At 72.6% G+C, this 24,668-nt stretch carries 22 protein-coding genes; 10 read left to right on the top strand and 12 right to left on the bottom strand.

Annotation, left to right across the window (positions count from 1 at the left end; all coding sequences use genetic code 11):
* Window positions 1-50 precede the first annotated feature (50 nt).
* Both AB0C84_RS35270 and AB0C84_RS35265 read left to right on the top strand, forming a co-directional pair.
* Entirely contained in the window at window positions 51-1,196 is a 1,146-nt protein-coding gene (locus tag AB0C84_RS35270; protein ID WP_258944696.1) for an acetyl-CoA C-acetyltransferase, read from the top strand.
* 56 nt (window positions 1,197-1,252) lie between these two features.
* Window positions 1,253-2,059 (top strand): enoyl-CoA hydratase-related protein, encoded by an 807-nt coding sequence (locus tag AB0C84_RS35265; protein WP_361074782.1) that lies wholly within the window; start codon window positions 1,253-1,255, stop codon window positions 2,057-2,059.
* A 5-nt stretch (window positions 2,060-2,064) separates the two neighbouring features.
* On the opposite strand, the gene AB0C84_RS35260 is transcribed toward AB0C84_RS35265, so the two are convergent.
* A complete protein-coding gene (locus AB0C84_RS35260) occupies window positions 2,065-3,183 on the bottom strand; it encodes a hypothetical protein (protein WP_361074780.1) in 1,119 nt (372 codons plus the stop codon).
* A gap of 37 nt (window positions 3,184-3,220) precedes the next feature.
* Between AB0C84_RS35260 and AB0C84_RS35255 the strand changes: the two genes are divergently transcribed.
* Complete coding sequence (locus tag AB0C84_RS35255) at window positions 3,221-4,336, top strand: DUF6183 family protein (protein ID WP_361074778.1); 1,116 nt, start codon at window positions 3,221-3,223, stop codon at window positions 4,334-4,336.
* On the opposite strand, the gene AB0C84_RS35250 is transcribed toward AB0C84_RS35255, so the two are convergent.
* The 3 genes from AB0C84_RS35250 to AB0C84_RS35240 form a co-directional block, all read right to left on the bottom strand.
* Window positions 4,320-4,799 (bottom strand): YcxB family protein, encoded by a 480-nt coding sequence (locus tag AB0C84_RS35250; RefSeq protein ID WP_339156618.1) that lies wholly within the window; start codon window positions 4,797-4,799, stop codon window positions 4,320-4,322. The genes AB0C84_RS35255 and AB0C84_RS35250 overlap by 17 nt on opposite strands.
* A gap of 64 nt (window positions 4,800-4,863) precedes the next feature.
* A complete protein-coding gene (locus tag AB0C84_RS35245) occupies window positions 4,864-5,799 on the bottom strand; it encodes a helix-turn-helix domain-containing protein (RefSeq protein ID WP_361074776.1) in 936 nt (311 codons plus the stop codon).
* A gap of 85 nt (window positions 5,800-5,884) precedes the next feature.
* Window positions 5,885-6,418: a 2,4'-dihydroxyacetophenone dioxygenase family protein gene (locus AB0C84_RS35240; RefSeq protein ID WP_339156620.1), complete on the bottom strand. Its 534-nt coding sequence runs from the start codon at window positions 6,416-6,418 to the stop codon at window positions 5,885-5,887.
* Window positions 6,419-6,659: 241 nt separating this feature from the next.
* On the opposite strand from AB0C84_RS35240, the gene AB0C84_RS35235 reads away from it, so the two are divergent.
* The 7 genes from AB0C84_RS35235 to AB0C84_RS35205 all read left to right on the top strand — a co-directional run bounded on the left by AB0C84_RS35235 (window position 6,660) and on the right by AB0C84_RS35205 (window position 15,814).
* Complete coding sequence (locus AB0C84_RS35235) at window positions 6,660-7,097, top strand: SRPBCC domain-containing protein (RefSeq protein WP_361074774.1); 438 nt, start codon at window positions 6,660-6,662, stop codon at window positions 7,095-7,097.
* Window positions 7,094-7,450: a metalloregulator ArsR/SmtB family transcription factor gene (locus AB0C84_RS35230; protein WP_361074772.1), complete on the top strand. Its 357-nt coding sequence runs from the start codon at window positions 7,094-7,096 to the stop codon at window positions 7,448-7,450. Before AB0C84_RS35235 ends, AB0C84_RS35230 begins: the two co-directional genes overlap by 4 nt.
* Window positions 7,451-7,543: 93 nt before the next feature.
* Window positions 7,544-8,932, top strand: coding sequence for an MFS transporter (locus AB0C84_RS35225; protein WP_361074770.1), 1,389 nt, complete (start codon window positions 7,544-7,546; stop codon window positions 8,930-8,932).
* Window positions 8,933-8,986: 54 nt separating this feature from the next.
* The gene (locus AB0C84_RS35220; RefSeq protein ID WP_179844204.1) at window positions 8,987-9,727 is read left to right on the top strand and encodes a hypothetical protein; all 741 of its coding nucleotides are present in this window, start codon (window positions 8,987-8,989) and stop codon (window positions 9,725-9,727) included.
* Window positions 9,728-9,838: 111 nt separating this feature from the next.
* Window positions 9,839-11,623, top strand: a complete 1,785-nt coding sequence (argS, locus tag AB0C84_RS35215; RefSeq protein ID WP_361074768.1) for an arginine--tRNA ligase — start codon at window positions 9,839-9,841, stop codon at window positions 11,621-11,623.
* A 228-nt stretch (window positions 11,624-11,851) separates the two neighbouring features.
* Window positions 11,852-12,883: a CoA transferase gene (locus tag AB0C84_RS35210; RefSeq protein WP_361074766.1), complete on the top strand. Its 1,032-nt coding sequence runs from the start codon at window positions 11,852-11,854 to the stop codon at window positions 12,881-12,883.
* Between the two features lie 42 nt (window positions 12,884-12,925).
* Window positions 12,926-15,814: an AAA family ATPase gene (locus AB0C84_RS35205; RefSeq protein WP_361074764.1), complete on the top strand. Its 2,889-nt coding sequence runs from the start codon at window positions 12,926-12,928 to the stop codon at window positions 15,812-15,814.
* Window positions 15,815-16,112: 298 nt separating this feature from the next.
* Here AB0C84_RS35205 and AB0C84_RS35200 read toward each other — a convergent pair whose 3' ends face one another.
* The 8 genes from AB0C84_RS35200 to AB0C84_RS35165 all read right to left on the bottom strand — a co-directional run bounded on the left by AB0C84_RS35200 (window position 16,113) and on the right by AB0C84_RS35165 (window position 24,632).
* Window positions 16,113-16,934, bottom strand: a complete 822-nt coding sequence (locus tag AB0C84_RS35200) for a methyltransferase domain-containing protein (RefSeq protein ID WP_361074762.1) — start codon at window positions 16,932-16,934, stop codon at window positions 16,113-16,115.
* A 198-nt stretch (window positions 16,935-17,132) separates the two neighbouring features.
* Window positions 17,133-19,094 (bottom strand): acyl-CoA dehydrogenase family protein, encoded by a 1,962-nt coding sequence (locus tag AB0C84_RS35195; protein WP_361074760.1) that lies wholly within the window; start codon window positions 19,092-19,094, stop codon window positions 17,133-17,135.
* Window positions 19,095-19,139: 45 nt separating this feature from the next.
* Window positions 19,140-20,282 carry an aminotransferase class I/II-fold pyridoxal phosphate-dependent enzyme gene (locus tag AB0C84_RS35190; protein ID WP_361074758.1) on the bottom strand — a complete coding sequence of 381 codons (1,143 nt, stop codon included), beginning with the start codon at window positions 20,280-20,282 and terminating at the stop codon, window positions 19,140-19,142.
* Window positions 20,279-21,157, bottom strand: coding sequence for a carbon-nitrogen hydrolase family protein (locus AB0C84_RS35185; RefSeq protein WP_361074756.1), 879 nt, complete (start codon window positions 21,155-21,157; stop codon window positions 20,279-20,281). Before AB0C84_RS35185 ends, AB0C84_RS35190 begins: the two co-directional genes overlap by 4 nt.
* Window positions 21,158-21,170: 13 nt before the next feature.
* The gene (locus tag AB0C84_RS35180) at window positions 21,171-21,926 is read right to left on the bottom strand and encodes an amino acid ABC transporter ATP-binding protein (RefSeq protein ID WP_258944725.1); all 756 of its coding nucleotides are present in this window, start codon (window positions 21,924-21,926) and stop codon (window positions 21,171-21,173) included.
* A 24-nt stretch (window positions 21,927-21,950) separates the two neighbouring features.
* Window positions 21,951-22,940, bottom strand: coding sequence for an amino acid ABC transporter permease (locus AB0C84_RS35175; protein WP_361074754.1), 990 nt, complete (start codon window positions 22,938-22,940; stop codon window positions 21,951-21,953).
* The gene (locus AB0C84_RS35170; protein ID WP_361074752.1) at window positions 22,924-23,859 is read right to left on the bottom strand and encodes a transporter substrate-binding domain-containing protein; all 936 of its coding nucleotides are present in this window, start codon (window positions 23,857-23,859) and stop codon (window positions 22,924-22,926) included. The genes AB0C84_RS35175 and AB0C84_RS35170 overlap by 17 nt, the downstream gene beginning before the upstream one ends.
* Window positions 23,856-24,632: an urea carboxylase-associated family protein gene (locus AB0C84_RS35165; RefSeq protein WP_361074821.1), complete on the bottom strand. Its 777-nt coding sequence runs from the start codon at window positions 24,630-24,632 to the stop codon at window positions 23,856-23,858. Before AB0C84_RS35165 ends, AB0C84_RS35170 begins: the two co-directional genes overlap by 4 nt.
* Window positions 24,633-24,668: the final 36 nt, after the last annotated feature.

Here is a 24,668-nt window from a genome sequence, read left to right as displayed (position 1 = left end):
AACCGAATCACACTCGGTTTCGGGACGGAACCCCAGATTTTGGAGGCGTAGTGGCCGAGGCGTACATCGTCGGCGCGGTCCGTACCCCCGTCGGTACCAAGAAGGGCGCCCTCAAGGACGTCCACCCCGCCGACCTCGGGGCGCACGTGCTCAAGGAGCTCGTCAACCGCACCGGGGTCGACCCCTCCGGGGTCGAAGACGTGATCATGGGCTGCGTCATGCAGGTCGGCCCGCAGTCGCTGGACATCGCGCGCACCGCGTGGCTGTCGGCCGGGCTGCCGGAGAGCGTGCCCGGCGTGACCATCGACCGCCAGTGCGGGTCGTCCCAGCAGGCGATCCACTTCGCCGCCCAGGGCGTGCTGTCGGGCACCCAGGACCTCGTCGTCGCCTCCGGCGTCGAGCAGATGGCGGTCGTCCCGATGGGCTCCTCCGTCGCCATGGCCCTGGAGAAGGGCATGCCCTTCCCCTACGGCGAGGGCTGGGCCGAGCGCTACGGCATGCAGGAGATCTCCCAGTTCCGCGGCGCCGAGCTGATGGCCGAGAAGTGGGGCTTCTCCCGCGAGGACCTGGAGAGGTTCGCGCTGGAGAGCCACCAGCGCGCCGCCAAGGCCATCGAGGCCGGCTACTTCGACCGCGAGATCGCCCCCATCGCCGGGCTGTCCAAGGACGAGGGCGCCCGCGCCGACACCACGCTGGAGAAGATGGCGGGGCTCAAGGCGCTGCGCGAGGGCGGCCGGATCACCGCCGCCGTCGCCTCGCAGATCTCCGTCGGCGCCTCCGCGGTGCTGATCGCCTCCGAGGAGGCCGTCAAGCGGTACAACCTCACCCCGCGCGCCCGCATCCACACCCTCGCGGTGTGCGGCTCCGACCCGGTCTACATGCTGACCGGCCCGATCCCCGCCACCGAGAAGGCCCTGGACCGCGCCGGGCTGAAGATCGACGACATCGACGTCTTCGAGGTCAACGAGGCGTTCGCCCCGGTTCCGATGGCGTGGGCGCACGACACCGGCGCCTCGCTGGACAGGACCAACCCCAACGGCGGCGCGATCGCCCTCGGGCACCCGCTCGGCGCGACCGGCGGCGTCCTGATGACCAAGCTGCTGCACGAGCTGGAGCGCACCGGCGGCCGCTACGGCCTGCAGACGATGTGCGAGGGCGGCGGCCAGGCCAACGCCACCATCATCGAGCGCATCTGAGTCATTCGAGGCACCGCCCCCCGGAGCCCGCTCCGGGGGGCGGTACCGTTCCGGAGGTGGCCGGGAACATGTACGAGACGATCCTGTATTCGGTGGACGAGCGGATCGCGCGGATCACGCTGAACCGCCCCGACGCCCGCAACGCGCTCAGCGACCAGATGATCGGCGAGCTGCTCGACGCGTTCGAGCGGGCCGGGACCGACACCGGAGTCCGGGTGATCGTCCTGACCGGCGCCGGGGACCGGGCGTTCTGCGCGGGCGCCGACCTCGGCGGCCTCGGCCGGGCGCAGGCCGACGGCCGGTCGATCGCCGACGCCGGCGCCGTCCGCGACAGCTCCGCCTACCGGCTCTTCACGGCCTTCCCCGGGCTCGGCAAGCCGATCATCGCGCGGCTGGCCGGGCACGCCGTCGCGGGCGGCCTCGGCCTCGCCGCCGCCTGCGACCTGGTCATCGCGGCCGACGACGTCAAGCTCGCCACGCCCGAGGTCAACGTCGGCCTCTGGCCCATGATGATCATGGCGATCATCAACCGGAACGTCGCCCCGAAGCACGCCTTCAAGCTCTACTACACCGGCGCCCGCGTCACCGCCGCCGAGGGCCGCGACATCGGCCTGGTCACCGAGGTCGTCCCGCGCGCCGAGCTGGACGCCCGCGTGGACGAGCTGGCCCGCGTGATCGCGTCCAAGAGTCCCGTGGGCCTGCGCCGCGGCCGCGACGCGTTCTTCGCCATCGAGGGCCGCCCCCTGGAGGACCAGGTCGCCCACCTGCTGTCCGAGCTGGTCGAGCTGACCGGCACCGAGGACGCCAAGGAGGGCATCACGGCCTTCCTGGAGAACCGCCCCCCGGACTTCCAGGGCCGCTGACCCGCCTAGGCCGGCGCGAGCTCGGCCAGCGCGAGGTGGAAGAGGACCTTCAGGTCGCGGGTGCGCCGGGAGAACGGCTCCTCCAGCAGGGCGGAGACCTCCTCGTCCCATGCGGCCGCGGCGAGCGTCAGGTCGCGGACGGCGCCGCCGTCGCCGGACATCAGGGCGAGCGCGAGATCGAGCGCGGGGCTCGGGCCGTCCACCCGGCCCCGGAACTCCCGGAACTCGGGTCGCGGCTCGGCGCCGGGACGGACGGCCGCCAAAACGATCAGCCAGGCGCGCTCCGTCGCGGGCAGGTCCGGCCAGAGGGCCAGCAGGCCGGGAAGGCGCTCGATGACCGCGCGGCAGGCGGCCGCCTCGTCCGAGTCGGGCTCGCCGGTCTCCGGGACGGGGTCGATCGTGGCGATGTAGGCCAGGTGGATCAGCAGGTGGAACCGGTACGCGGGGAACAGCCGCGGCGCGCGGACGAGCTGGACGAGGAACCCGATGGTCTCCGGAGTGCAGTCGTAGCAGGTGTCCTGGTGGACGACCGTGCTGAAGTACTCCTCGACGGCCTCCTCCCACCCCTCGTCGTTGGCGGCGAGGCCCCGCAGGATGTCCGGGACCTCGTCGGCCGGTCCGTAGGCCCCGGTCAGAGACGCCCAGTCGATGTCGTCCAGACCGTCCAGGACGATCGGCTCGCCCGTCGGGCCGCCGGACGGCTCCTGCCTGCCGAGGCCGTGGACGATGGCCGGCGCGGGCGTGCGGGCGGGCTCGCGGGACAGGACGGCCACCCGCAGGTCGCGGACGTCGCCGGCGCTCCGGTCGCAGACGCCCTCACCCTCGGGGAAGAAGCGGCGGGCGGTCTCGGGAAGGGCCATCGAGGACGAGAGGCGGCCGCCGAGCCCCTCGGCCAGCGCCGCGACGGCGCGGTGCTCGGCGGCCGCCCACCAGCGCTCGTCGTCGTCCGGATAGGGGCCCTCGTCGAGGCTGTCGACCCGCCACCCGGAGTCGGTCGTGGTGTCCGGGGCGACGCGCACGAGCGCGTGGCCGCGTCCGGCGAGCGCCCGGGCCCCCTCACGGGCGGCCGCCTCGTCCGGGACGAAGAGGCTGTAGGTGGTGGCATGCCGCGGAGCCGTGATCATCGGGCCAGCCTAAGGGTCGCTCTCCGACATTCCGGATGTGAGACTGCGCGGTGTGGAGATCGAGAAGGCCGTCCGGCGGATGGGACTGGCGGACACCTACAAGGACCGCCACTGGGACAGGGCCGTCAAGGTGACCGACAACGCCGTCCAGAAGGCGGAGCCGGAGTGGCTCGAACGGCTGCTGGCGGCGTTGCTGGAGGTCGGGGAGCCGACCTACCCGATGCGGTACGGCTTCGAGGTCGCGTTGCGGCGGCTGGCGAGCGCGCCCGGCGGCGCGGAGCGCACCGCGCGCGTCCGCGCCCTCGCGGCCGAGGGGCGGGCGTGGGGCGGCGACCTTCGCTACAGCCTGCCGGAGGTCGCGGAGTGGCTGGCCTGCGCCCAGCCCGCCGAGCATCTCCTCGCGGTGTTCGACGACGCCGGAGCGTCGGACGAACTCGCGGCCTGCCTCCTCCAGGAGACGGCCCTGCGCCACGACGCGGCGTCCGCCGCGGGGTTCGCCGGGAGGCTGCGGGACGCCGGGCATCCGCTGGCGAACCTGCCGCTTCGCCCGGTCGGGGCCGAGCGGCATCTCGGGCTGCCCCGGCATCCGGGCCCGGCCGAGCCCTGGCGCCCGCCCGGCGAGGGGGCGCCGGAGGCGCCGGGGGCCCCGGGTCTCGACATCGGGGTGGCGGCGGTCGACTGGCCCGACGCTCGGCAGGCGTTGAGCGCCTACCGCAACTGGCCGCCGGGCGCCGATGCCCTGGAGGCAGGGCTGTTCCGGCTGGACCGCCCGCTGGCCCCCGCCGACTTCGGCGCTTCGCTGCTCCGCCTCCTGCCGGCGGCCAGCACCGGTGCCACCACGGCCGGAGTGCGGCGGGCGACCACCGTCGACGTCCTGCGGACGCTGTTCGGCGGCGCCGCTTCCGGCGGTGCTTACGGGCCCCGCATGCACGGCGCCTATGCGCGCAAGGCGTCGTGGGAGTCGCTGGCGGCGTTGGCGGACGTCCAGGAGGCCGACCCGGCGGCGATCGAGCGAGGCGCCGACCGGTGCACATGGCTCTTCTACGGCTCGGACTGGCATCTCCGGGTCGTCCCGCCGCTGGACGTGGGCATCGCGACCCTGCGCCCCGATCGGCGGACGGTGGCCGTGCTGGCCGTCACCGACTCCGACTGATCTTGCGAGCCGCCAGGAAGGCGTCGATCTCGGCCTGCTGGGCGGCGTCGAAGGCGGCCCTGGGGAGAAAGGCGGCGGGCTGGTTGTTCACGTACAGCAGCCAGAACTCCGGGGTGGGGTACACGTGGGAGAACATGGTCCACCGCATCGCCGTGGTGGACTCGTCCGTCCGGCAGTCGTAGCCGCTGTCGGTCACCCGCACCGTCGTGGGGACGCAGAGGAACGAGAGCATCCGCCGCGCGCGCCTGCGAAGCCACCACGTCCCCACCAGGGGGCTCAGGACCGCCGCCACCAGCGCGCCGATGCCCATTCCCGGGTCGCCCGCGGCGAACCTGTACGCCGCGCCCCCGAGCAGGACGATGACGAGAACCGCGTACAGGACCGTGAGCTGCCGCTTGAAACCCTCGGTGAACGCCCGGGTCACCTCGTCCTCGGTGGGCTGGTACTTGACCGAGATGTCCACATTGCCGCCTTCGCTGTGAGTGTGGATCACCCTTTCCGGGCTCGCTCGCCGGCGCAACCGCACGTCAGCGGGCGGACGCGCGGGTCTCCGAAGGGGTGCGGCCGAAGCGGGCGCGGAAGTGGCGGGCGAAGTGGGCCTGGCTGGAGAAGCCCCAGCGGTAGGCGACGTCCGCGATGGTCGTGCGGGCGGTGCGGGGGGAGGCGAGGTCGTCGTGGGCCCGCTGGAGGCGGCGCTCCAGGATGTGCCTCGCCGGGGTGGTGCCGGCCGCCTCGAAGATCCGGCCGAGATGCCGCACCGACACCCCCAGCACGCCCGCGACCTGCCCGGGGGCGAGGCGGGGGTCGTGCAGGTGCCGCTCGACGTAGTCCTCGGCGACGATCAGCTGGGTCTGGTACGCGGCGGGCGCGGACCGTCCGCCCGACCGCTCCGTGGCGAGCATGCGCAGCAGGTCGAGGACGTTCCCGCGGGACTGCGCGCCCGGCTTCTCCAGGACGGACCGCAGCGCCACGACCAGTTCGCCCTCCCGGGCGGTCCCGCGCCCGAACAGCACGGGGGCGGGGACGCCGCCCGCCATGCACCGCTCGACGAACAGATCGCGGGGGACGTCCACGAGCAACTGCCGCATGGACGAGGAGAACCCGAACAGGTAGGGGCGGCGCGTGTCGTAGAGGACGAGGTCGCCCGCGGTCGCGGCGAGGCAGCCGTGCTCGTGCAGGAACACCGCCTCGCCCTCGACCAGCAGCGTCGCGAACACCGAGTCCTTCGGCGCCGACCTGGCCACCTGCGGGGTGCGCTCCACCGCGTGGGCGTTGCCGCTGATGTCGGCCAGCCGGACGTCCCCGAGCCGGAAGTTGGCCTGCCGGGCCAGCAGCCCGTCCTCGGAGTAGGAGGTGCACGACAGCCCGACCAGCGCCCTGCGGTTGTAGTCCTCCCAGAACTCGATGCGGTCGCGCGGGTCGACCTCCTCCGTGCTGGCCTCGGAGATCATCGGTGCCGGCATGGTCCGCTCCTTCTGCCGCGGGGCGCGTCCCCGCGACGGAGCCTACGTCGTGACGCGCGCCGTGCTCATCGGAAGCGCGCCGTGCTCATCGGAAGAGCGAGTCGATGAGGTCCGCGCCCAGCCCGACCTCGTCGTAGTGCCTGCGGCACATGTCGATGTAGTCGTGGACGTCGAAGAGGCCGTCGGGCTCGCCGTTCTCGTCCAGCCAGATCAGCGGGCCCTTGACGATGAACAGCGTCTTCATCGGCTCCTCGTGCTCGTAGGCGACGAGGGTGTGCCCCTCGCCGGGCGCCTCGTAGACGAAGTCGCCGGCCGTGGCCGTCCAGGGGCGCTCCAGGTATCCCCACTTGCCGGAGATCGTGTAGGCGAACACCTCGTGGGGGTGGTAGTGCCGGTTGACGAGCCCGGCCTCCTTGGACCGCAGGACGTCGGACCAGGTGTTGTCCTTCACGTTGATCCACAGCGGCCGCGACCCGACCGTGTCGGTGAACGGCACGTAGTACCGGTCGTCGTCGGTGGCGACCTTCGGCAGGTACACCTCCGGCAGCGCGTCCGGCTTCTGCGAGTTCTCGATCGGCCTGAGGTCCTTCCAGAACTCCGGACCGGGGGTCTCCGGCATGGGAACGGCTCCTCTCGCGGTGCGTCTTCTCTCGCGGTGCGTCTTCGCGAGTGAACCCCCTGCGCGGGCCCCCGGTCTTTCCTGTGGCGGACACCGCCCTTTGCGCATCGCGGACATCGCACGGGCCCGCGACCAGGCCGGACAGGTCCGTTCCAGCAATGTGCAACCGCAGGGTTGCGTCGCCGGGCACCCATGTGCAACCCTGAGGTTGCGTCAACTGGACGAACAGGAGAGAAGCCAGATGAGTGAGAACCGAATTGAACGTGAAACCCTGATCGCGGCATCCTTGGACCGGGTCTGGTCGCTGGTGGCCGACCCCGGGTTCTGGGTGGCCGACGTGCCCGGCCCGCCCGGAGGGGCCGCGGAGGGCGAGTCGATGGTGGTGAAGAACGCCGAGCACGGCGACTTCCCCGTGCGCGTGGAGAAGGTCGAGCCGCCGACCTACGTCGCCTACCGCTGGGTCAGCGCCTTCCCCGGGGAGGAACTGCGCGACGACAACAGCACCCTCGTGGAGTTCACGCTGACCCCCGAGGGCGGCAAGACGCGGCTGCGCGTCGTCGAGAGCGGCTTCGCCGCGCTGGCCGGATCGGACGACCTGCGCCGCAAGGCCATGGAGGACAACACCGGCGGCTGGCCCGAGGTGCTGGACGCCTTCAAGACCCGCGTCGAAGCCGCGTGACCGACACCCCCGACGACGACGGCGCCGCGCCGGTCGACAGCGTCCTCGCCGCGCTGGCCGATCCGACGCGGCGCCGCCTGCTCGACCTGCTCGCCGAACACGGCGAGGCCACCGCCACGACCCTCGCCGGGCGGCTCCCGGTCTCGCGGCAGGCGGTGGTCAAGCATCTGGTCGTCCTGGACGCGGCCGAGCTGGTCTCCAGCAGCCGGGTCGGACGCGAGGTGCGCTACGCGGTGCGGCCCGCCGCCCTGAACGCGACGGCGCGGTGGATGGCCTCCCTCGCGGCCGACTGGGACCGCCGCCTGGCGAACGTCAAGCGCATCGCCGAAGAAGCCGAGCGCGACGCCCGCTAGCCGCCCACGCCATCGGCCGCTCACGGCCGTCTCACGCCGGACGCCCTGACCGTCCTGCGCTTTCGAACCCCCTTGCGGAAAGGGCTCCTTGCCATGCCCACGGAAACGACCCCGCCCACGGAACTGACACCGCCCACGAAGACCGCGTCGCCCCCGCGTATCGGCGGCAGGCAGCGGCTGATCCTGCTCGTCCTGCTCGGCGCCGGGTTCACGCTGTCCGTCGACTTCTCCATCCTGAACGTCGCCCTTCCGATGGCGGGTGAGGGCGTCGGGCTGGGCGCCGACGGCCTGCCCTGGATCACCGCCGCGTACGCGCTGCCCGCGGCGGGCTTCACGCTGGTGTTCGGCCGGATGGCGGACCTGTTCGGCCGCCGCAGGCTGTTCCTCTCCGGGATGGCGCTGCTGACCGGCGCGTCGATGCTCGGCGGCTTCGCGGCCGGCCCCGAGACGCTCCTGACCGCCCGGGCCCTCCAGGGGTTCGCCACGGCGATGGCCACCCCGGCGGCGCTCTCCCTGATCACCAGCACGTTCGCGGAGGGCCCGCTGCGCGAGCGCGTCCTCGGCCTCAACGGCGCCCTGCTCTCCGCGGGCTTCACCGTCGGCGCCCTGGTCGGCGGCGCCCTCGTCAGCCTGCTGAGCTGGCGGGCGGCGTTCTTCATCAACGTCCCGGTCGCCGTGGCCGTGCTGGTGGCCACCCCCGCCCTGATCGGCGAGAGCGGCCGCCCCGCCCGGCTGCGGCTGGACCTGCCCGGCGCGGTGACCGTGACCGGCGGCCTGCTGGCCGCGATCTACGCGGTCATCGAGCGGAACGTCCCCGCGGCCGTCGCGGGCGTGCTGCTGCTGGGCGCCTTCTGGGTGATCGAACTGCGCTCGCCCGCGCCGCTCGCCCCGGTGCGCATCCTCCGCCGCCCCACGGTGAAGTGGGGCAACTACGCGGGCCTCGTGGTCTTCGCCATGGAGCCCGCCATGATCTTCCTGATGACGCTCTACCTGCAGAACGTCCTCGGCTTCTCGCCGCTGGAGACCGGCCTCGTCCTCGGTGTCCCGGGCCTGGCGTCCGTCGGCGCCGGAGTGATCGCCGGGCGCGTCATCGGGCGCTTCGGCGGCCGGGCCGTGCTGAGCTGCGGCCTGGCCGTGCAGGGCCTGGCGACCCTGCCCCTGGTGTTCCTCGGAACCGACCGGGCGGCGCTCGCGATCCTGATCCCCGCGCTGTTCGTCGGCTTCTTCGGGCACGTGACGTGCATCGTGGCGTACACCGTCACCGGCACCTCCGGGCTCCCGGACGAGGAGCAGGGCCTGGCGACCGGGCTGACGCTGATGACCCAGCAGGTGGCCATCACCATCGGCATCCCCATCCTCGGCTCGGTCGCCGCGACGCGGAGCGTGGAACTGACCGGCATCCACCTCGCCCTGGGCGTGGACGTGGCCGTGACCCTGGCCAGTGCGGTCCTCGTCTGGGCAGGCCTCCGCCCCCGCGGCTGACAGGGCCGGGCCGCGCGGAGGTGGGCTTTACCCGCCTGGGGGAAAGGGGCGGGTGTGGGGGACTGGTTCACGCGCGAGATCGCGGATGCCGGGCGGCTCCGGTTGTTCTGCTTCTTCGTGGCGTTCATCGCGGCCTTCCTGTTCATCCGGTTCAGCGTGCGGATGATCCGGCGGCAGGTGCGGTGGTGGCCCGGGAACGTGACGCCCGGCGGCCGGCACATCCACCACGTCGTGTTCGGGCTCGTGTTCATGTGCGTCGGCGGGGTGGGCGGTCTGGCGATCACCGACGACTCGTCCGGGTGGGCGGCGGGCGCCGCGGCCGTGTTCGGGGCGGGCACCGCGCTCGTCCTCGACGAGTTCGCCCTCGTCCTGCACCTCCAGGACGTCTACTGGAGCGAGCAGGGCCGGCTGTCGGTCGAGGTCGTCTTCATCATGATCGCGCTCTGCGGGCTGATGCTGCTGGGCCTGCGGCCGCTGGGCGTGGACGACGCCGCGGGGGACGGGTTGTGGGGCATCGCGGCCGTCCTGCTGTTCAACCTGTGCGTCGCGGTGATCGCCCTGCTCAAGGGCAAGGTCTGGACGGGCGTCATCGGCCTGTTCATCGGGCTCGTCGCGATCGTCGGGGCGATCCGGCTGGCCCGGCCGGACTCGCCGTGGGCCCGGCGCCGCTACGCGGAGGGGTCCCGCAAGGAGCGGCGGGCGCTGACCCGCGAGCGCCGGTACCGCCTCCCCGTCCAGCGCCTCGGGGACCGGCTGAGCGATCTGATCGCCGGCCGCCCGTCCAGCAAGGGCTAGGCCCACCGGGACCGGGAACGCGGGCCCGGGTTGCCGCGGCCCCGTGGACGCGGACGGTCACCGGTGCGGGATCGACCCGCAACCGACAAACAAGAACAGGAGAGACGCGCGATGAACCAAGATCAGGACAGGTTCAATCTCACCGGCCCGTCGGCGGTGGCCGTCCTCACCAAGCGCTTCAGGGACGCGCTGGAAGCCGCCTTCGGGGCGGAGTACCGGCGGGTGGACCCCGCCATCCGGCCCTCCCAGCACGCGGACCTTCAGGCCAACGTCGCGCTGGCGCTGGCCAAGGTCCTGAAGCGCAACCCCCGGGAAGTGGCTCGGGAGCTCGTGGACCGGCTCGACGTCGACGACGTCGTGTCGGCGGTCGAGATCAGCGGGCCCGGCTTCATCAACCTGACGCTGAGCGGCGAGTGGATCGCCGAGCAGCTCCAGCGGATCGCGGCCGACGAGCGCCTCCGGGTGCTCAGGGCCGTGCAGCCGCAGAAGGTCGTGGTGGAGTACTCCTCACCCAACGTCGCGAAGGTGATGCACGTCGGTCACCTGCGGACGACGATCGTGGGCGACGCCATCGCCCGGATCCTGGAGTTCCTGGGACACGAGGTGGTCCGGGACAACCACATCGGTGACTGGGGCACGCCGTTCGGCATGCTCATCGAGCACCTCCTCGACTTCGAGGGGGGCACCGATGCCGGGCTCCGCGCGTTCGTGAGCGACACGGGCGCCTTCTACAAGGCGGCCAACGCGAGGTTTAAGTCGGACGAGGAGTTCGCCGGACGGTCGCGGCGGCGGCTCGTCGCCCTCCAGCAGGGCGACGACGAGACGCTGCGGTACTGGCAGCGCCTCGTGGACGTCTCCTTGCGCTCCTACAACGCGTTGTACGAGCGGCTCGGCGTCAGGCTGACCGCCGACGAGGCCAAGGGAGAGAGCTACTACAACGGGCTCCTCCCCGAGATCGTCGACGAGCTGGAGCAGCGCCGCCTCGCGGTGCCCAGCGAGGGCGCCCTGTGCGTCTTCCTGCCGGACTTCAAGGGCAGGGACGGCAAGGCCAAGGCGGTCATCGTCCGTAAGAGCGATGGCGGGTACAACTACACCACCACCGATCTCGCCACGATCGCCTACCGGGTCGCCGTCCTGCGCGCCGACCGGGTGGTCTACGTGGTGGGCGACGAGCAGAAGGAGCACTTCGACCTGCTGTTCGCCGTCGCGGAGAAGGCGGACTTCCTGCTCGGGGGGACCGTGCTCGAACACGCCATGATCGGCATGGTGACCGACCCGGCGACCGGCGGCAAGCTGAAGAGCCGGTCCGGCGAGGCGGTCCCGCTGTCCGCGCTGCTGGACGGCGCGTACGCGCGGGCCGCCGCGAGGTTCGACGAGAGCGGGCGCGGCGAGCGGTTCGACGCCGAGACCCGTGAGGCGATCATCCGCGACGTCGCCATCGGCGCGGTGAAGTTCGCCGACCTGGTGGTGGCGCGGAGCAGCAAGTATCCGTTCGACCTTGAACGGATGGTCGCGTTCACCGGCAGGTCCGCCGGCTTCGTGCAGTACGCCGGCGTCCGGATGAAGTCCGTCCTGCGCAAGGCCGGGCTGACGCCGGAGTCGGCCTCGGCCCCGATCGTCATCGGGACCAAGGAGGAGCGGAACCTCGCGCTGCACCTGCTGGACTTCGGCGTCACGCTGGAGGCGGCGGGCGCGGCCGCGGAACCGCACCGGCTGGCGGGGTACCTCTACGACCTCGCCACGCTCTACACGGCCTTCTACGAGGCCTGCCCGGTGCTCAAGGAGGGCATCGACGAGGAGACCAGGGCGTCCCGCCTGGCCCTGTGCGCGGTCACGCTGCGCACGCTGGTCACCGGCCTGGACCTCCTCGGCGTCCCCGCACCCGACCGGATGTGAGCGACGCGCTGATCACCTGATCGCGTCCGCCCGGCGCTCCGGCGCCGGGCGGACGCGGCAGCGGGAGGCCCCGCCGGCCCCCCGCGGCACCTGACGGGCCGCACTCCGTGCCGGCCGCCTCCAGGCGGCCGGCACGGGCGTGCGGCCCGTCGTTCTTTGAACCAAGCGCTCGCTTGACGGCGGGCGGGGCCGACCGGCACGGTGAGGTCCCCGACCGAGAGGAGCGCCATGGCGCCGCTGGACGGACTCCGCGTCCTCGATCTGACGATGTGGCGGCCCGGGCCGTACGCGACGCAGCTGCTCGCCCAGCTCGGCGCCGACGTGATCAAGGTGGAGCCGCCCGGCGGGGAGCCGATGCGGATGTTCCGCGACCATTTCGACGTCCTCAACCGGCACAAGCGCGGCATCGCGCTCGACCTCAAGACCGCGGACGGGCTCGCGGCGCTCACCGAACTGGCCGGGGACGCCGAGGTCTTCGTCGAGGGGTTCAGGCCGGGCGTCGCCGAACGGCTGGGCGTGGGCCACCAGACCCTCAGGGCGCTCAACCCGCGGCTCGTCTACTGCTCCCTGTCCGGGTACGGGGCGGAGGGCCCGCTGAAGGACGTTCCCGGGCACGACGTCAACTACCGCGCGCACGCGGCCGCGCTCCCGCCCGACGCCGTGTCGCCGGAGGCCGACGAGCTTCCCCTCGCGGACATGGCGGCCGCGACGATGGCCGCCTTCGCGATCACCGCCGCCTGCCTCAAGGCCCGCGAGACGGGGGTCGGCGACCGCATCGACCTCGGCATGGCCGACGTCCTGGCGCACTGGGTCGGCACCGTCCCGGCGGCGACCCGGCGGTCGGGCGTGGGGCCGGTGCCCGGTTACGGCGTCTACCCCACCAAGGACGGCCAGAAGATCACTCTCGGCGTGGTGTCCGAGGAGAGGCTCTGGGCGGCGACGTGCCACGCGCTCGGCATCGGCGGGCACGCCGCCGTCCCGTTCGCCGAGCGGCTCCAGCGGATCGGCGAGCTGGACGGCGCGGTCGCCGCCGCGGTCGCCGGGCTCACCCGCGAGGAGGCCGTCGAGCGCCTCACGCGGGCGGGGGCCCCGGTGGCGCCCCTGCTGACCCGCGCCGAGATGCTCGAACTCGATCACTTCAGGTCGCGCAGGGTCCAGGAGGAGGGCCCGGTCCGGACGGCCGTCCACCCGCCGCTCGCCCAGGGGGCGGTCCCGGAGCTGGACGAGCACCGGGGCCAGAGTTGGCGTCTCACGAAGTGATATTCGGGTGGGATTGTCCGATCCCTTTGGCATGCTTGTGACGTGAACGCGCGCACGATGAGTCCCGTCCTGATCGGCAGGTCGGCCGAGCTGCGGCGGTTGCGGGACGCTCTCGCCGCCGCGCCGGGCGCCGTGCTGCTCGGCGGCGACGCCGGGCTCGGCAAGACCCGCCTGATCAGGGAGTTCACCCGGGACGCCGACGCCAGGACGCTGGTCGGCGGCTGCCTGGAGCTCGGTTCCGACGGCCTGCCCTTCGCGCCGTTCACCACCGTCCTGCGCGGGCTCGTCCGCGACATCGGCATCGAGGGCGTCGCCGGGCTCGTCCCGCGCGGCGACACCGGCGCCCTCGCGCGGCTGCTGCCCGAGTTCGGGGAGCCGGAGAGCGACGCCGCCTCCGGCGAGGAGCGGGCCCGGCTGTTCGAGGTCGTGCTGACGCTGCTGGAGCGGCTCGCCGAGCGCGGCCCGGTCGTGCTCGTCATCGAGGACGCCCACTGGGCGGACCGTTCCACCCGCGACCTGCTGGCCTTCCTGATCCGCAACCTCGGCGCGGCTCCGCTGCTGGTCGTCCTGACCTACCGGTCGGACGAGCTGCACCGCACCCATCCGCTGCGCCAGCTGCTCGCCGGGCTGGAGCGGCTCGAACGCGTCCGCCGGACGGAGATCGGCCGGCTGGCCCGCGCCGACGTCGCCGCGCTCGTCACCGAGCTGCTCGGCCAGACCCCGCCGCCCGGCCTCGTCGAGCGGATCGAGGCCCGCAGCGAGGGCAACCCCCTGTTCATCGAGGCGCTGCTCGACGACGACGGCACGCTGGCGTGCGAGCTGCCCGAGTCGCTGCGCGACCTGCTGCTGGCGGGCGTCCAGCGGCTCCCCGAGGAGACGCAGGACGTCCTGCGGGACGCCAGCGGCGGCAGCACCCGCATCGAGCACGCGCTGCTGGCGGCGGTGTCGCGGCTCGACGACGCGGCGCTGACCCGCGTCCTGCGGCCCGCCGTCGCCGCCAACGTCCTGGTCGTGGACGGCGACGGCTACGCGTTCCGGCACGCCCTGATCCGCGAGGCCGTCCACGACGACCTGCTGCCGGGCGAGTACACGCGCCTCCACACCCGCTACGCCGAGGCCCTGGAGAAGGAGCCCGGGCTCGTCCCGGCCGGGCGGCTCTGGGTCGAGCTGAGCTACCACTGGACGCAGGCCCACGACAGCACGTGGGCGCTGGTCGCGTCCTGGCGCGCCGCGAGGGAGGCCCGCAAGGCGGTCGCCTACGCCGAGTGCCTGGCGATGCTCGAACGCGTCCTCCAGCTGTGGGACAAGGTCCCGGACGCGGCGGAGCGCATCGGCGCCGACCACGTCTCGGTCCTGGAGGACGCCGCGAACGCCGCCGACCTGGCCGGCGAGTTCGACCGCGGCATCAAGCTGACCACCGCCGCGCTGAAGGAGGTCGAGGCCGCCGACGGCGAGCGCGACACCGCCCGCTGGGCGGCGCTGCTCGAACAGCGCGGCCGCATGCTCTACCACGTGGCGCGGCCCGGCTTCATCGAGGACCTGCGCGCCGCGGTGGACGCGCTGCCGGCCGACCCGCCGACCATCCTGCGCGCCCGGGCCCTGTCCACGCTGGGCAACTACGTGCGCATCACCACCTCCATGGACGAGGCTCGCGAGGCGGCGCTGGAGTCCCTGTCCATCGCGCGCGCCCTCGGCGACCCCGTCGCCGAGACCGAGGCGCTGATCACGCTGTTCTGCGCCCACACCGACTACGAGGACGAGGACCGCCTCACCGAGGTCGGGCAGACCGCCGAGCGCAGCGGCAACCACCGGGTGCTGCTGCGCTACTACGTGATCAAATCGCACTTCCTGGAGGGGGCCGGGCGGCACGAGGAGGCCGCCGCCGTCGCCGGGCACGGCGCGGAGCTGGCCCGCCAGTGGGGCGTGGCCCGCACGCAGGGCACGTTCCTGTCCATCAACGAGGCCGAGCCGCTGGTCTCGCTCGGCCGGTGGGACGAGGCCCTGGCGGTGATGAACCACGCCATGGAGCAGGACCCCGCCATCACGACCCGCACCTCGCTGCTCGTCCTGTCCGGCTGGGTGGCGCTCGTGCGCGGCGACACCGCGACGGCCAGGGCGCGGCTGGCCAGGTCACGCGAGATCATGAAGCTCAAGCTGAAGTGGATGAAGACGCAGGACTACTTCAGCACCCTCTGGCTGGAGGCGAACATCGCCTTCGCCGAGGGACGCCCCGAGGCCGCGCTGGCGGCGCTGGAGCCCGTCCTCGAACACAGCGGCATGCCGGACGACGCCCGCTACGCGTGGCCCGCGCTCATCGTCGGCGCGGCGGCCTGCGGCGAGCTCGGCGGCGCCGCCGAGGACCACCTGCGCCGCCTGGAGGAGCGCGCCGCCGCCCTGATGACGAGCGGCCCGCTCCAGCACGCGCACTGCCTCACGTTCGCCGCCGAGCTGTCCCGGGCGCGCGGCATCCTCGACCGGGCCGCCTGGGAGGAGGCCGCGGCCGCGTGGGAGGCGCTCGCCAGTCCGTACCACCGGGCGGGGGCCCTGTCCCGCGCGGCGGAGGCCGCGCTCGCGGCCGGCGACCACGAGGCCGCCGCGGCGGCCCTGCGCACGGCCGCCGAGCTCACCGAGGCGCTGGGCGCCCGGCCGCTCGCGGACCGGGTCGCCGACCTGCTGCGCCGCACCCGGATGCCGCGCCGCGGCGACGCCTCCGCGCCGCTCGGGCTGACGCCCCGCGAGTTCGAGGTGCTGCGCCTGGTCGCCGAGGGCCGCAGCAACCGCGACATCGCCGAGGCCCTGTTCATCTCGGTGAAGACGGCCAGCGTCCACGTGTCGAACATCCTCGGCAAGCTGGAGGTGGCGAGCCGCGGCGAGGCCGCCGCGACCGCGCACCGGATGGCCCTGTTCGCCACCCCGAAGGTCGGCGCCTGAGCCGCGCGCCCGGAGGCGCCTGATTCACGGCGGGGAACCTCCCCTCCCGGATTCCCCACCGCGAACCGTCGGACCACACGGGAACTTTCGTGGCTGGCCTTTCGGGGACGCGGCCCGCGGAAGCAGGCGGTGCTTCTCCGCCCGGAGAGGCGGACCGGGACCCCGTCCGGCCACTGCACAGTCTTGCGGTCCCGGGCCGGGACGGCGAGGCGGGACATACCGTTTCGGCGTCAAGAAAAAAGCGACGGGGACGGGCCACCGGTGGTGACCCGTCCCCGTCCGCGCGAGGAACGCGGCGCTAGCGCGGGACCCGCGCGACGCAGATGACCGTCTGGCCGAACGGCGGCTTGACGAAGCGTTCGATGGTGCGGGTGAGCGGCACCACCGTCCGGTCGTAGATCTTGACGAGCTTGGGGTCGGGGTAGCCGGCGCCGCCGCGGCGGACCGCGAACCACCAGGCGATCCCGCCCAGGAAGTTGATCGGCTTGAGCACCTCGGGGACGAGCCCGGCCTCCCGGACCGACGCCTCCAGCGTGGCCGGCGTGTACCGGGTGACGTGCCCGACCTTGCGGTCGAAGTCGCCGTAGAGCTGCATGTAGCCGGGCACCCAGATGACGATGCGGCCGCCGGGCTCGGTGACGGCGGCGAGGTCGCGCAGCGCCTGGACGTCGTCCTTGATGTGCTCCAGGACGTTCATCATCACGACGGTGTCGACCTTGCGCCGGATCGTGATGTCGGCGGGCAGGGCCAGGTCGATGACCTCGACGTCGTCGTTGCCCTCGTAGCGCTTGCGAAGCTCGCCGACGCAGTACGGGTCGTTGTCGCTGACGACGAGGTAGTCGAGGCGCCCGGCGAACTGCTCGGAGAAGTGCCCGAGCCCGGAGCCGACCTCCAGCATGGAGCGGCCGACGTGCGGGGCGACGGTCTGGTACTCGTACTCGCGGTAGTTGCGGGCCTCGTCCCCGCCCAGATGGTTCTCCAGCGCGCCCTCTCCGGCGGCGGGCTGGACGACGTCCCCGTCAGGGGCGGGCCCGGCGGCCGGTCCGGCCTTCTTCGGGCCGCTGCCGAGGAGGCTGAGGAGGGTGCCTGCGATGGACTTCTTCTGACCAGATGACTGCATTACTTCCCGCTCGCTGGGTGCGTTGGCGTTCGGCTTCTCGTTCGCCGGACCGTTCCCCCGCCCCGTCGGGACGGCTCGATCTCTGGCGCGAAGGTCGGGTCAGTCTACTCCCGCGCCGAAGCCGGACGCCCCGGGACGGCGGGACGCCCTCTCGCGGCGGCGGCCCGCCGGGCGTGTCGTGCCCGATCTCCCGCCGGGTCAGCCGATGGTCCGGTGCACGTCCTCCCGGCCGCTCGGGCCCGGCTCGGACGGCGCGATCCACGGCCCCGGGATGGACGGGTCCAGGACGCCCTCCTCCACCCAGGCGAAGTCGCCGGCGAGGACGGCCCGCGCGAGCTTGACGTCCATCGCGTCGGTGTTGCGCCACAGCCCCTCGAACAGCTCCTCGACGCGGACGCGCGCCTGGCGGCAGAACGCGTCGGCGAGCAGCAGGGCGGACTTGCCGGGCGCCGTGGCCGGCCCCATGCCGTTCGCGCCCGTGCTGCCGAGCGGCCCCTCCGCGGAGGCGTCGGCGTGGGCGCGGACGCAGACCGCGCTCATCGCGAACAGTTCGGCGCCGATGTCGACCATGCGGCCGAGGAACCCCTGCCGGTACTCCAGGCCTCCCTGCCAGCGTCCCGCCGCGTAGAAGGTCGACCGGGCCAGTTTGCGGGACGCCCGCTCGACGTAGCGCAGGTGCCGGGCCAGCGGGCCGAACTCGGCGTAGGCGTTCGGGCGGTGCCCGGCGCCGGTGACGAGCGTCGGCAGCCAGCGCGCGTAGAACCCGCCCGCCTTCGCCGCGGCCCGCGCCTTGCGCCCGGTGGAGGCGTCCGGGTCGATGATGTCCCCGGCCACCGACAGGTGCGCGTCGACGGCCTCGCGGGCGATCAGCAGATGCATGATCTCGCTGGAGCCCTCGAAGATCCGGTTGATCCGCAGGTCGCGGAGCAATTGCTCGGCGGGCACGCCCCGCTCGCCGCGCGCCGCCAGCGACTCGGCCGTCTCGTAGCCCCGGCCGCCGCGCAGCTGCACCAGCTCGTCGGCGACGCGGCATGCCATCTCCGACGACCACAGCTTGGCCAGGGCCGCCTCGATCCGGATGTCGTTGCGCTCGTCGTCGGCGAGCTGCCCGGACAGGTCGAGCATCGCCTCCATCGCGTACGCGGTCGCCGCGATGAACGCGATCTTGGTCGCGACGGCCTCGTGCTCGCCGACCGGCCGCCCCCACTGCACCCGCTCCCTCGACCACTGCCGCGCGATCCCGGCGGCCCACTTGCCGCCCGCCGCGCAGATCGCGGGCAGCGACAGCCGCCCGGTGTTGAGCGTGGTCAGCGCGATCTTCAGGCCCGCGCCCTCCGCGCCGATCAGGTTCGCCTTCGGGACGCGCACGTCGTGGAACCGCGTGACGCCGTTCTCGATGCCGCGCAGCCCCATGAACGCGTTGCGGTTCTCGACGGTGATGCCGGGCGTGGCCATGTCCACGATGAACGCGGAGATGCCGCCGCGGTGCCCGTCCGACTTCGGCACGCGCGCCATCACCACGACGAGGTCGGCGACGACGCCGTTGGTCGTCCACAGCTTGACGCCGTTGAGGACGTAGCCGTCGCCGTCCGGGACGGCGGTGGACCGCAGCCGCGCCGGGTCGGAGCCGACGTCGGGCTCGGTGAGCAGGAACGCGCTGACCTCCCGGGCGCAGCGCGGCAGCCAGGCGTCCTTCTGCTCCCGGGTCCCGAACATCTTGACCGGCTGCGGGACGCCGATCGACTGGTGCGCCGACAGCAGCGCGCCGAGCGCCGGGCTGACCGACCCTGCCACCATCAGCGCGCGGCCGTAGTAGAGCTGGCTGAGCCCGAGCCCCCCGTACTTCTCCGGGATCTTCATGCCGAGCGCGCCGAGGTCGCGCAGGCCCCGCACCACCTCGTCGGGGATGCGCGCCTCCCGCTCGATCCGCGCCGGGTCGACCTCGGCGGCGCAGAACGCGGAGAGCCGGGTGAGGAACTCCTCGCCCTTCGTCCGCTGCTCCCGCGACGGCCGGGGATGCGGATGGACCAGATCGAGGCGCAGGTCGCCGAGGAACAGCTGCTTGCCGAAGCTCGGCAGCCGCCATTCGGCCTCCCGGGCCTCCTCGGCCACCTTGCGGGCCGTCCGCTCGTCGACGTGCTCGTGGGTTCGCTGGCTCATGTGATCGAAGTTTCCACTGGTCGGAAGCGGAAACCTCCGGCCGGATCAGGCGATCGCCATGTCCTCGAACATGTCGCGCAGGATGAGGAGCCCCTTGGTCAGGGTCTCCCGGTCCGTGGCGAACGACAGCCGGACCGAGCCCTCACCGCCGAACTCGCTTCCCGGGCGGATCGCCACCCCTCGCTCGCGGGCGGTGGCGGCCACCTGCACCGACGTCAGCCGCGGGTCGTGCCCGACGAACGCGTAGAAGGTGCCGTCGGGGGCCCGCAGCCGGGTGCCGGGCACGCCGTCGAGCAGCCGCGTCACCAGCTCGCGTCGCTCCCTGTACTCGTCCAGCATCTGCCGCACGGTCTCCTGGGGCCCGGTGAGAGCCGCCAGCGCCGCGTGCTGCACCGCGGTGTTGAGCGGACCGGCCATGCGGGTGTGCACGACGGCGGCCGCGGCGACCACGTCGGGCGGTGCGACGAGGTATCCGATGCGCCAGCCCGTCATCGCGTACGTCTTGGAGAACGTCTGGACGTACAGCACCCGCTCGGCGAGGCCGGGGATGTCCAGGACGGAGGTGAATCGCCGGGGGTCGTAGACGATCTGGTCGTACGCCTCGTCGGCCAGGACCAGCAGGTCGTGCCGCTCGGCGATGTCCCGCAGCCCGGTCAGCTCGTCCGCCGAGTACACGACGCCGGTCGGGTTGCACGGGTTGCAGATCGCGACCATCCGGGCGCCGGGAGCGGCCGCGGCCACCGCGTCCAGGTCCAGGTGCAGGTCGTCGCGCTGCGGCACGAGGACGGGCTCGCCCCCGGCCATCCGCACCAGGTCGGCGTAGAGGGAGTAGGTCGGGACGGGGATGACGACCCGGTCGCCGGGGTCGACGCAGGCGAGGATCGCCGCGGCCAGGGCTCCGCTGCCGCCGTGGGTGACGAGGACCTGGTCCGCCGCCCGCGCCGGCCGGCCGGGGCCGCCGGCCTGCCGGGCCAGGGCCTCCCGGAGGTCGGGGGCGCCGTTCCAGGCCGCGTAGTGGGTGGCGCCCGCCTCGACCGCAGCGGCGTGCGCCGTGCGGATGTGCTCGGGCGTCGCGAAGTCCGGCTCGCCCGACGCCAGGGAGATCACGTCCGCCGGCGGGCGGGTGGAGGGCCGCAGGGAGTGCCGGAGGACCTCCCGCACGCGGTCCGATGAGGTGAAGACGGTCACGGGCGCTCCTGCTGGCTCATGGCTGACGTTTCCGGTGAGGTGGGGGAGAGGTCGCCGTAGATGTCGGGCCGCCGCTCGCGGGCGACGTCCACGGTGCGGCGGGCATCGGCCAGTGGCCGGTGGTGGAGGCGGGCGCGGACCACGGGATCCCGCGGGCCGTGGGCGCCGGTGAGGATCTGGCCCGTGGGCCCGGTGACCACGCTGAGGCCTGCGAAGTCCGCGCCGTGCTCGCTGCCCAGACGGTTGGCGAGCACGTAGTACGCGGTGCTCTCCCACGCGCGCGTCACCGCGCGGTGGGCGAGGATGTCCGCGGGGACGCCCGGGTCGGGGGCGTAGGCGAAGACGCAGACCAGGATCTCGGCGCCCGCCACGACCTGTAGGCGCGTGGCCTCGGGGAACCGCGAGTCGTGGCAGACGGACAGCCCGACGCGGCCGAGGCCGGTGTCCAGGACGTCGAACCGGTGCCCGGAAGCGAAGTACTTCGGCTCCTGGTCCCACAGGTGCACCTTGCGGTGCGCGCCGATGGTCTCGCCGTCCGGGCCGATGAGGAGGAGCGTGTTGTACAGCTCCTCGCCGCCCCCGCGTTCGGCCAGGCCGACGATGACGTGGGTTCCGGTCTCGCGTGCGACGCGGCCGAGCGTCTCGGTGGTGCGGCCGGGGATGGTGTCGGCGGCGGCGGCCAGCCGGCGCCGGAAGTCGTCGCCGTAGTCCGGCGGGAGGTAGCCGGTGGTGGCCAGTTCGGGGAAGACGACGAGGTCGGTGGGCCGGGCGGCCGCCTCCGCCCGCACGGCGGCGGCCATGGCCTCCAGGTTGCCGGCCAGGTCGAGCGGGCGCGGATCGAACTGGACGATCGCGACGTCGACGTGGTCCTTCATGCCGTGCCGCCTTTCACAGGATCGTCGAGAGGAACCCGCGGGTCCTCTCGTGCAGGGGGTCGGCGATCACGTCGCGCGCGGGGCCGACCTCGACGACGCGGCCCTCGTCCATGAAGACGAGGCTGTCGCCGGCCTCGCGGGCGAACCCGGTCTCGTGGGTGACGACGATCATCGTCATGCCGGTGCGGGCGAGGTCGCGGATCACCGCGAGGACCTCGCCGACGAGCTCGGGGTCCAGCGCGGAGGTGGGCTCGTCGAACAGCATCACCTTGGGGTCCATCGCGAGGGCGCGCGCGATCGCCACGCGCTGCTGCTGCCCTCCCGAGAGCTGCCGGGGATAGCTGCCGGCCTTGTTGGCGAGCCCCACGTCGGCGAGGAGCTTCCTGCCGGTGGCCTCCGCTTCGCCCGGCCTGACCCCCTTCACCCGGATCTGGGCGGCGGTGACGTTCTCCAGCACGGTCATGTGCGGGAAGAGGTTGAAGTGCTGGAAGACCATGCCGATCTGGGACCGCTGGCGGCAGACCTCCCTGCCGCCGAGGTGCTGGAGGCGTCCGCCCCTCCCCTCCCGGTAGCCGACGAGTTCCCCGTCGACCCGGATGCGCCCGGCGTCGATCGTCTCCAGGTTGTGGATGCAGCGCAGGAAGGTGCTCTTCCCGGACCCGGACGGCCCCATCACGCAGACCGTCTCGCCGCGTTCGACCGTCAGGGACACGCCGTTGAGGACGGGCGTGGCGCCGTAGGACTTGTGCACGTTGTCGGCGCGCACCATCGGTTGCTCCATGCGGCCCTCCTCCTAGAGCTTCCGCAGAACGGGCATGCGCCGCTTGAGGGCGGCGAAGCGGTCGATGCCGTCGTCGAGGTGACCGCGTGAGAAGTACCGCTCCACGTAGCGCTGGCCGATCGAGAGGACCGTGACGAGGACGAGGTACCAGATCGAGGCGACGATGAGCAGGGGGATCGTGCCGAAGGTGCGGTTGTAGATGGTCTGGGCTGAGTGCAGGAGTTCGGGCACCGCGATGACGCTCGCCAGGGCCGAGTACTTGAGCATGGCGATGATCTGGTTGCCGGTGGGAGGGACGATCGCCCGCATCGCCTGCGGGAGCACGATGCGCCGGACGACCTGGACGGGGGTGAAGCCGAGCGCCCTGGCGGCGACGGTCTGCCCCCGGTCGACCGAGAGGATGCCCGCGCGGACGATCTCGGCGTAGTACGCCGCCTCGTTGAGGCTCAGCCCGATCACGGCCGCGGTGAAGGACGTCATCACCCGGTTGCTGTCGACGGAGGCGAACTCCGGGCCCCCGAAGGGGATCCCCAGCTTGAAGTGCGGGTAGAGCGTCGCGATGTTGTACCAGAAGATCAGCTGGACCAGGACGGGCGTGCCCCGGAAGAACCAGACGTAGGCGCTCGAGGCGAGGTAGGCCGCCGAGTTGTTCGACAGGCGCATCACGCCGAGGACGATCCCCAGCGCGATCGCGATGAGCATCGACAGGGCGACGAGCTGCGCCGTGACGGCGGTGCCCTTGAGGATCTCGGGCGCGAAGAGGTACTGGCCGACGACGTCCCATTCGAACCCGGGATTGGTGAACAAAGCGTGGGTCAGCCACACCGCCACGAAGGCCACGAGCAGCCAGGCGATCCAGTTGCCCGGTTCCCGGGCGCGGCCGGCCTCGACCGGTGTCGCCTCGCTCGGATCGGGGGGCGGGACGATCTCGTGGGCGCGCGGGCGGTTCGGCCGCCCGCCCCCGGAGGCGGACGGCCGCGCGACGTCAGGACCCTGTTTCATTGCGGATCTCGCTCGTCTTGAGGGCCTGGTCGGTGACCTTCCACCTTTCGAGGATCTTCTGGTAGGTGCCGTCGTTCATCAGGGACAGCAGTGCGGCCTGCACGGCCTTTCCGACCTCGGGCTGCTTCTTGGAGTAGGCGATGCCCGAGAGGGTTCGGGACCCGGGAATCGTCTCCTTGCCCATCACCAGGCCGTTGCCCGAGGTGGCCGCCACGTACTCGCCCACCGCGCGGTTGGTGAGGAAGACGCCGCGCTTGTTGCCCACGGCGAGGATCGTGGCCGCGCTCTTGTCGAAGACGTGGATCGTCATCTTGGGCTTGCCCTTGGCGGCGCACTCCTTCTCGGAGTACTGCCGGGTGAAGTCGAGCGGCCCGGTCCCCTGGGTGCCCACGAAGGTCTTCCCGCACATGTCGCCCGGGGTGACCTGGGGGGAGTAGTCCTTGTGCTGGATGATCCCCAGCGTGTTCTGGATGTAGTCGACGAAGTTCACCGCCCGGAGCCGTTCGGGCGTGGTGACGAGCTGGCTGACCGCCACGTCGTAGCGGCCGTTCTGCACGCTGGGGATGATGGTGTCGGCGCCCAGGTCGGCGATGCTGGTCCTCAGGCCGAGTTTCCTGCCGATCGCCTGGACCATGAGGACGTCGATGCCCGTGGTCTGACCGCTGTCGTCCTTGTAGGAGAACGGCGGCCAGTCGAGCTCGCTCGCCACCTTCAGGGTGCCGGACTTCTTCATCGCCTCCGGCAGTTCGGCCTGCGCCTTCTTGTCGACGGCTATCGCGTCGATCTTGAGGGCCGCCCCGGTGTCGGGTCCCTTGCCGTCCTCGGCGGAGGTGACTCCGCAGGCCGTCAGGGCCACCGCCGCGGAGACGGCCAGGAGCAGCGCGCGGTCACGTCGTGGAGAGTGTCGCAGTACGTTCATGAGGTCCTCGTTCGGGTGGTGCTGTGTCCTCGGCGCCCGCCGTAGGAGGACGGCTCGGGCATGGTCCAGTCGTCCAGCAGGGACGGCTCGAGATCGAAGATCTCGATGTGCAGGGGGCGGCAGTGCTCGGTGGTGTCCTGCGCGCCCGGTCCCCAGCGGGGCTGGGACAGGTCGCCGCCGCGGCAGTTCGACAGCGCGCACAGCAGGGGGATCTCGGCCAGGAACTCGATGTGGTCGCCGGCCTTCGCGGGGGACGCCGCGGTGTAGTACTTCCCGTCGACCAGCCCCGTCAGCTGGAAGACGTTCAGCACGTCGTGCACGTCCATCTCGCCCAGCCCGAACGGCTCCACGGCGGAGACGAGGTTCGTGTGGCAGTGGTCGTCCACGTCCTCGCCGGTCAGCAGCTTCTTCATGTGCGGGTCGCAGCGGGAGCCGAGCAGGTCGTGGCAGCCGCCGCCGTACTCGTCGACGCCGTAGGCGACGCTGTCACCGGTGATCGTCAGCATCGGCCGCAGGTAGGGCAGGCAGGACCACAGGCGGTCGCCGGTCGTGACGTGCGTCCCCTGGATCTGGCGGGTCCGCGCGGCCCAGAACCGCTCGCGCGGGTTCTCCGCGTTGAAGAAGTTGAAGTCGCCGACCTGCGGGCCTTCGGGCGTCGACACCCGGCAGACCTGGCCCGCCTCGACGCGCCACGCCTTCCCCGTGCGGATGGGGAGGGTGAACTCCTCGACCAGGGTGCGCCGGTCGGTCGCCTTGCCGATCGCCTCGTACATCGCGGTGTCGGTGTACTTGTCCGGCAGGATGCCGGT

It is taken from the genome of Actinomadura sp. NPDC048955 (assembly GCF_040649435.1).
Classification (GTDB): domain Bacteria; phylum Actinomycetota; class Actinomycetes; order Streptosporangiales; family Streptosporangiaceae; genus Spirillospora; species Spirillospora luteofluorescens.
This window is presented reverse-complemented; position numbering and strand designations above follow the sequence as displayed.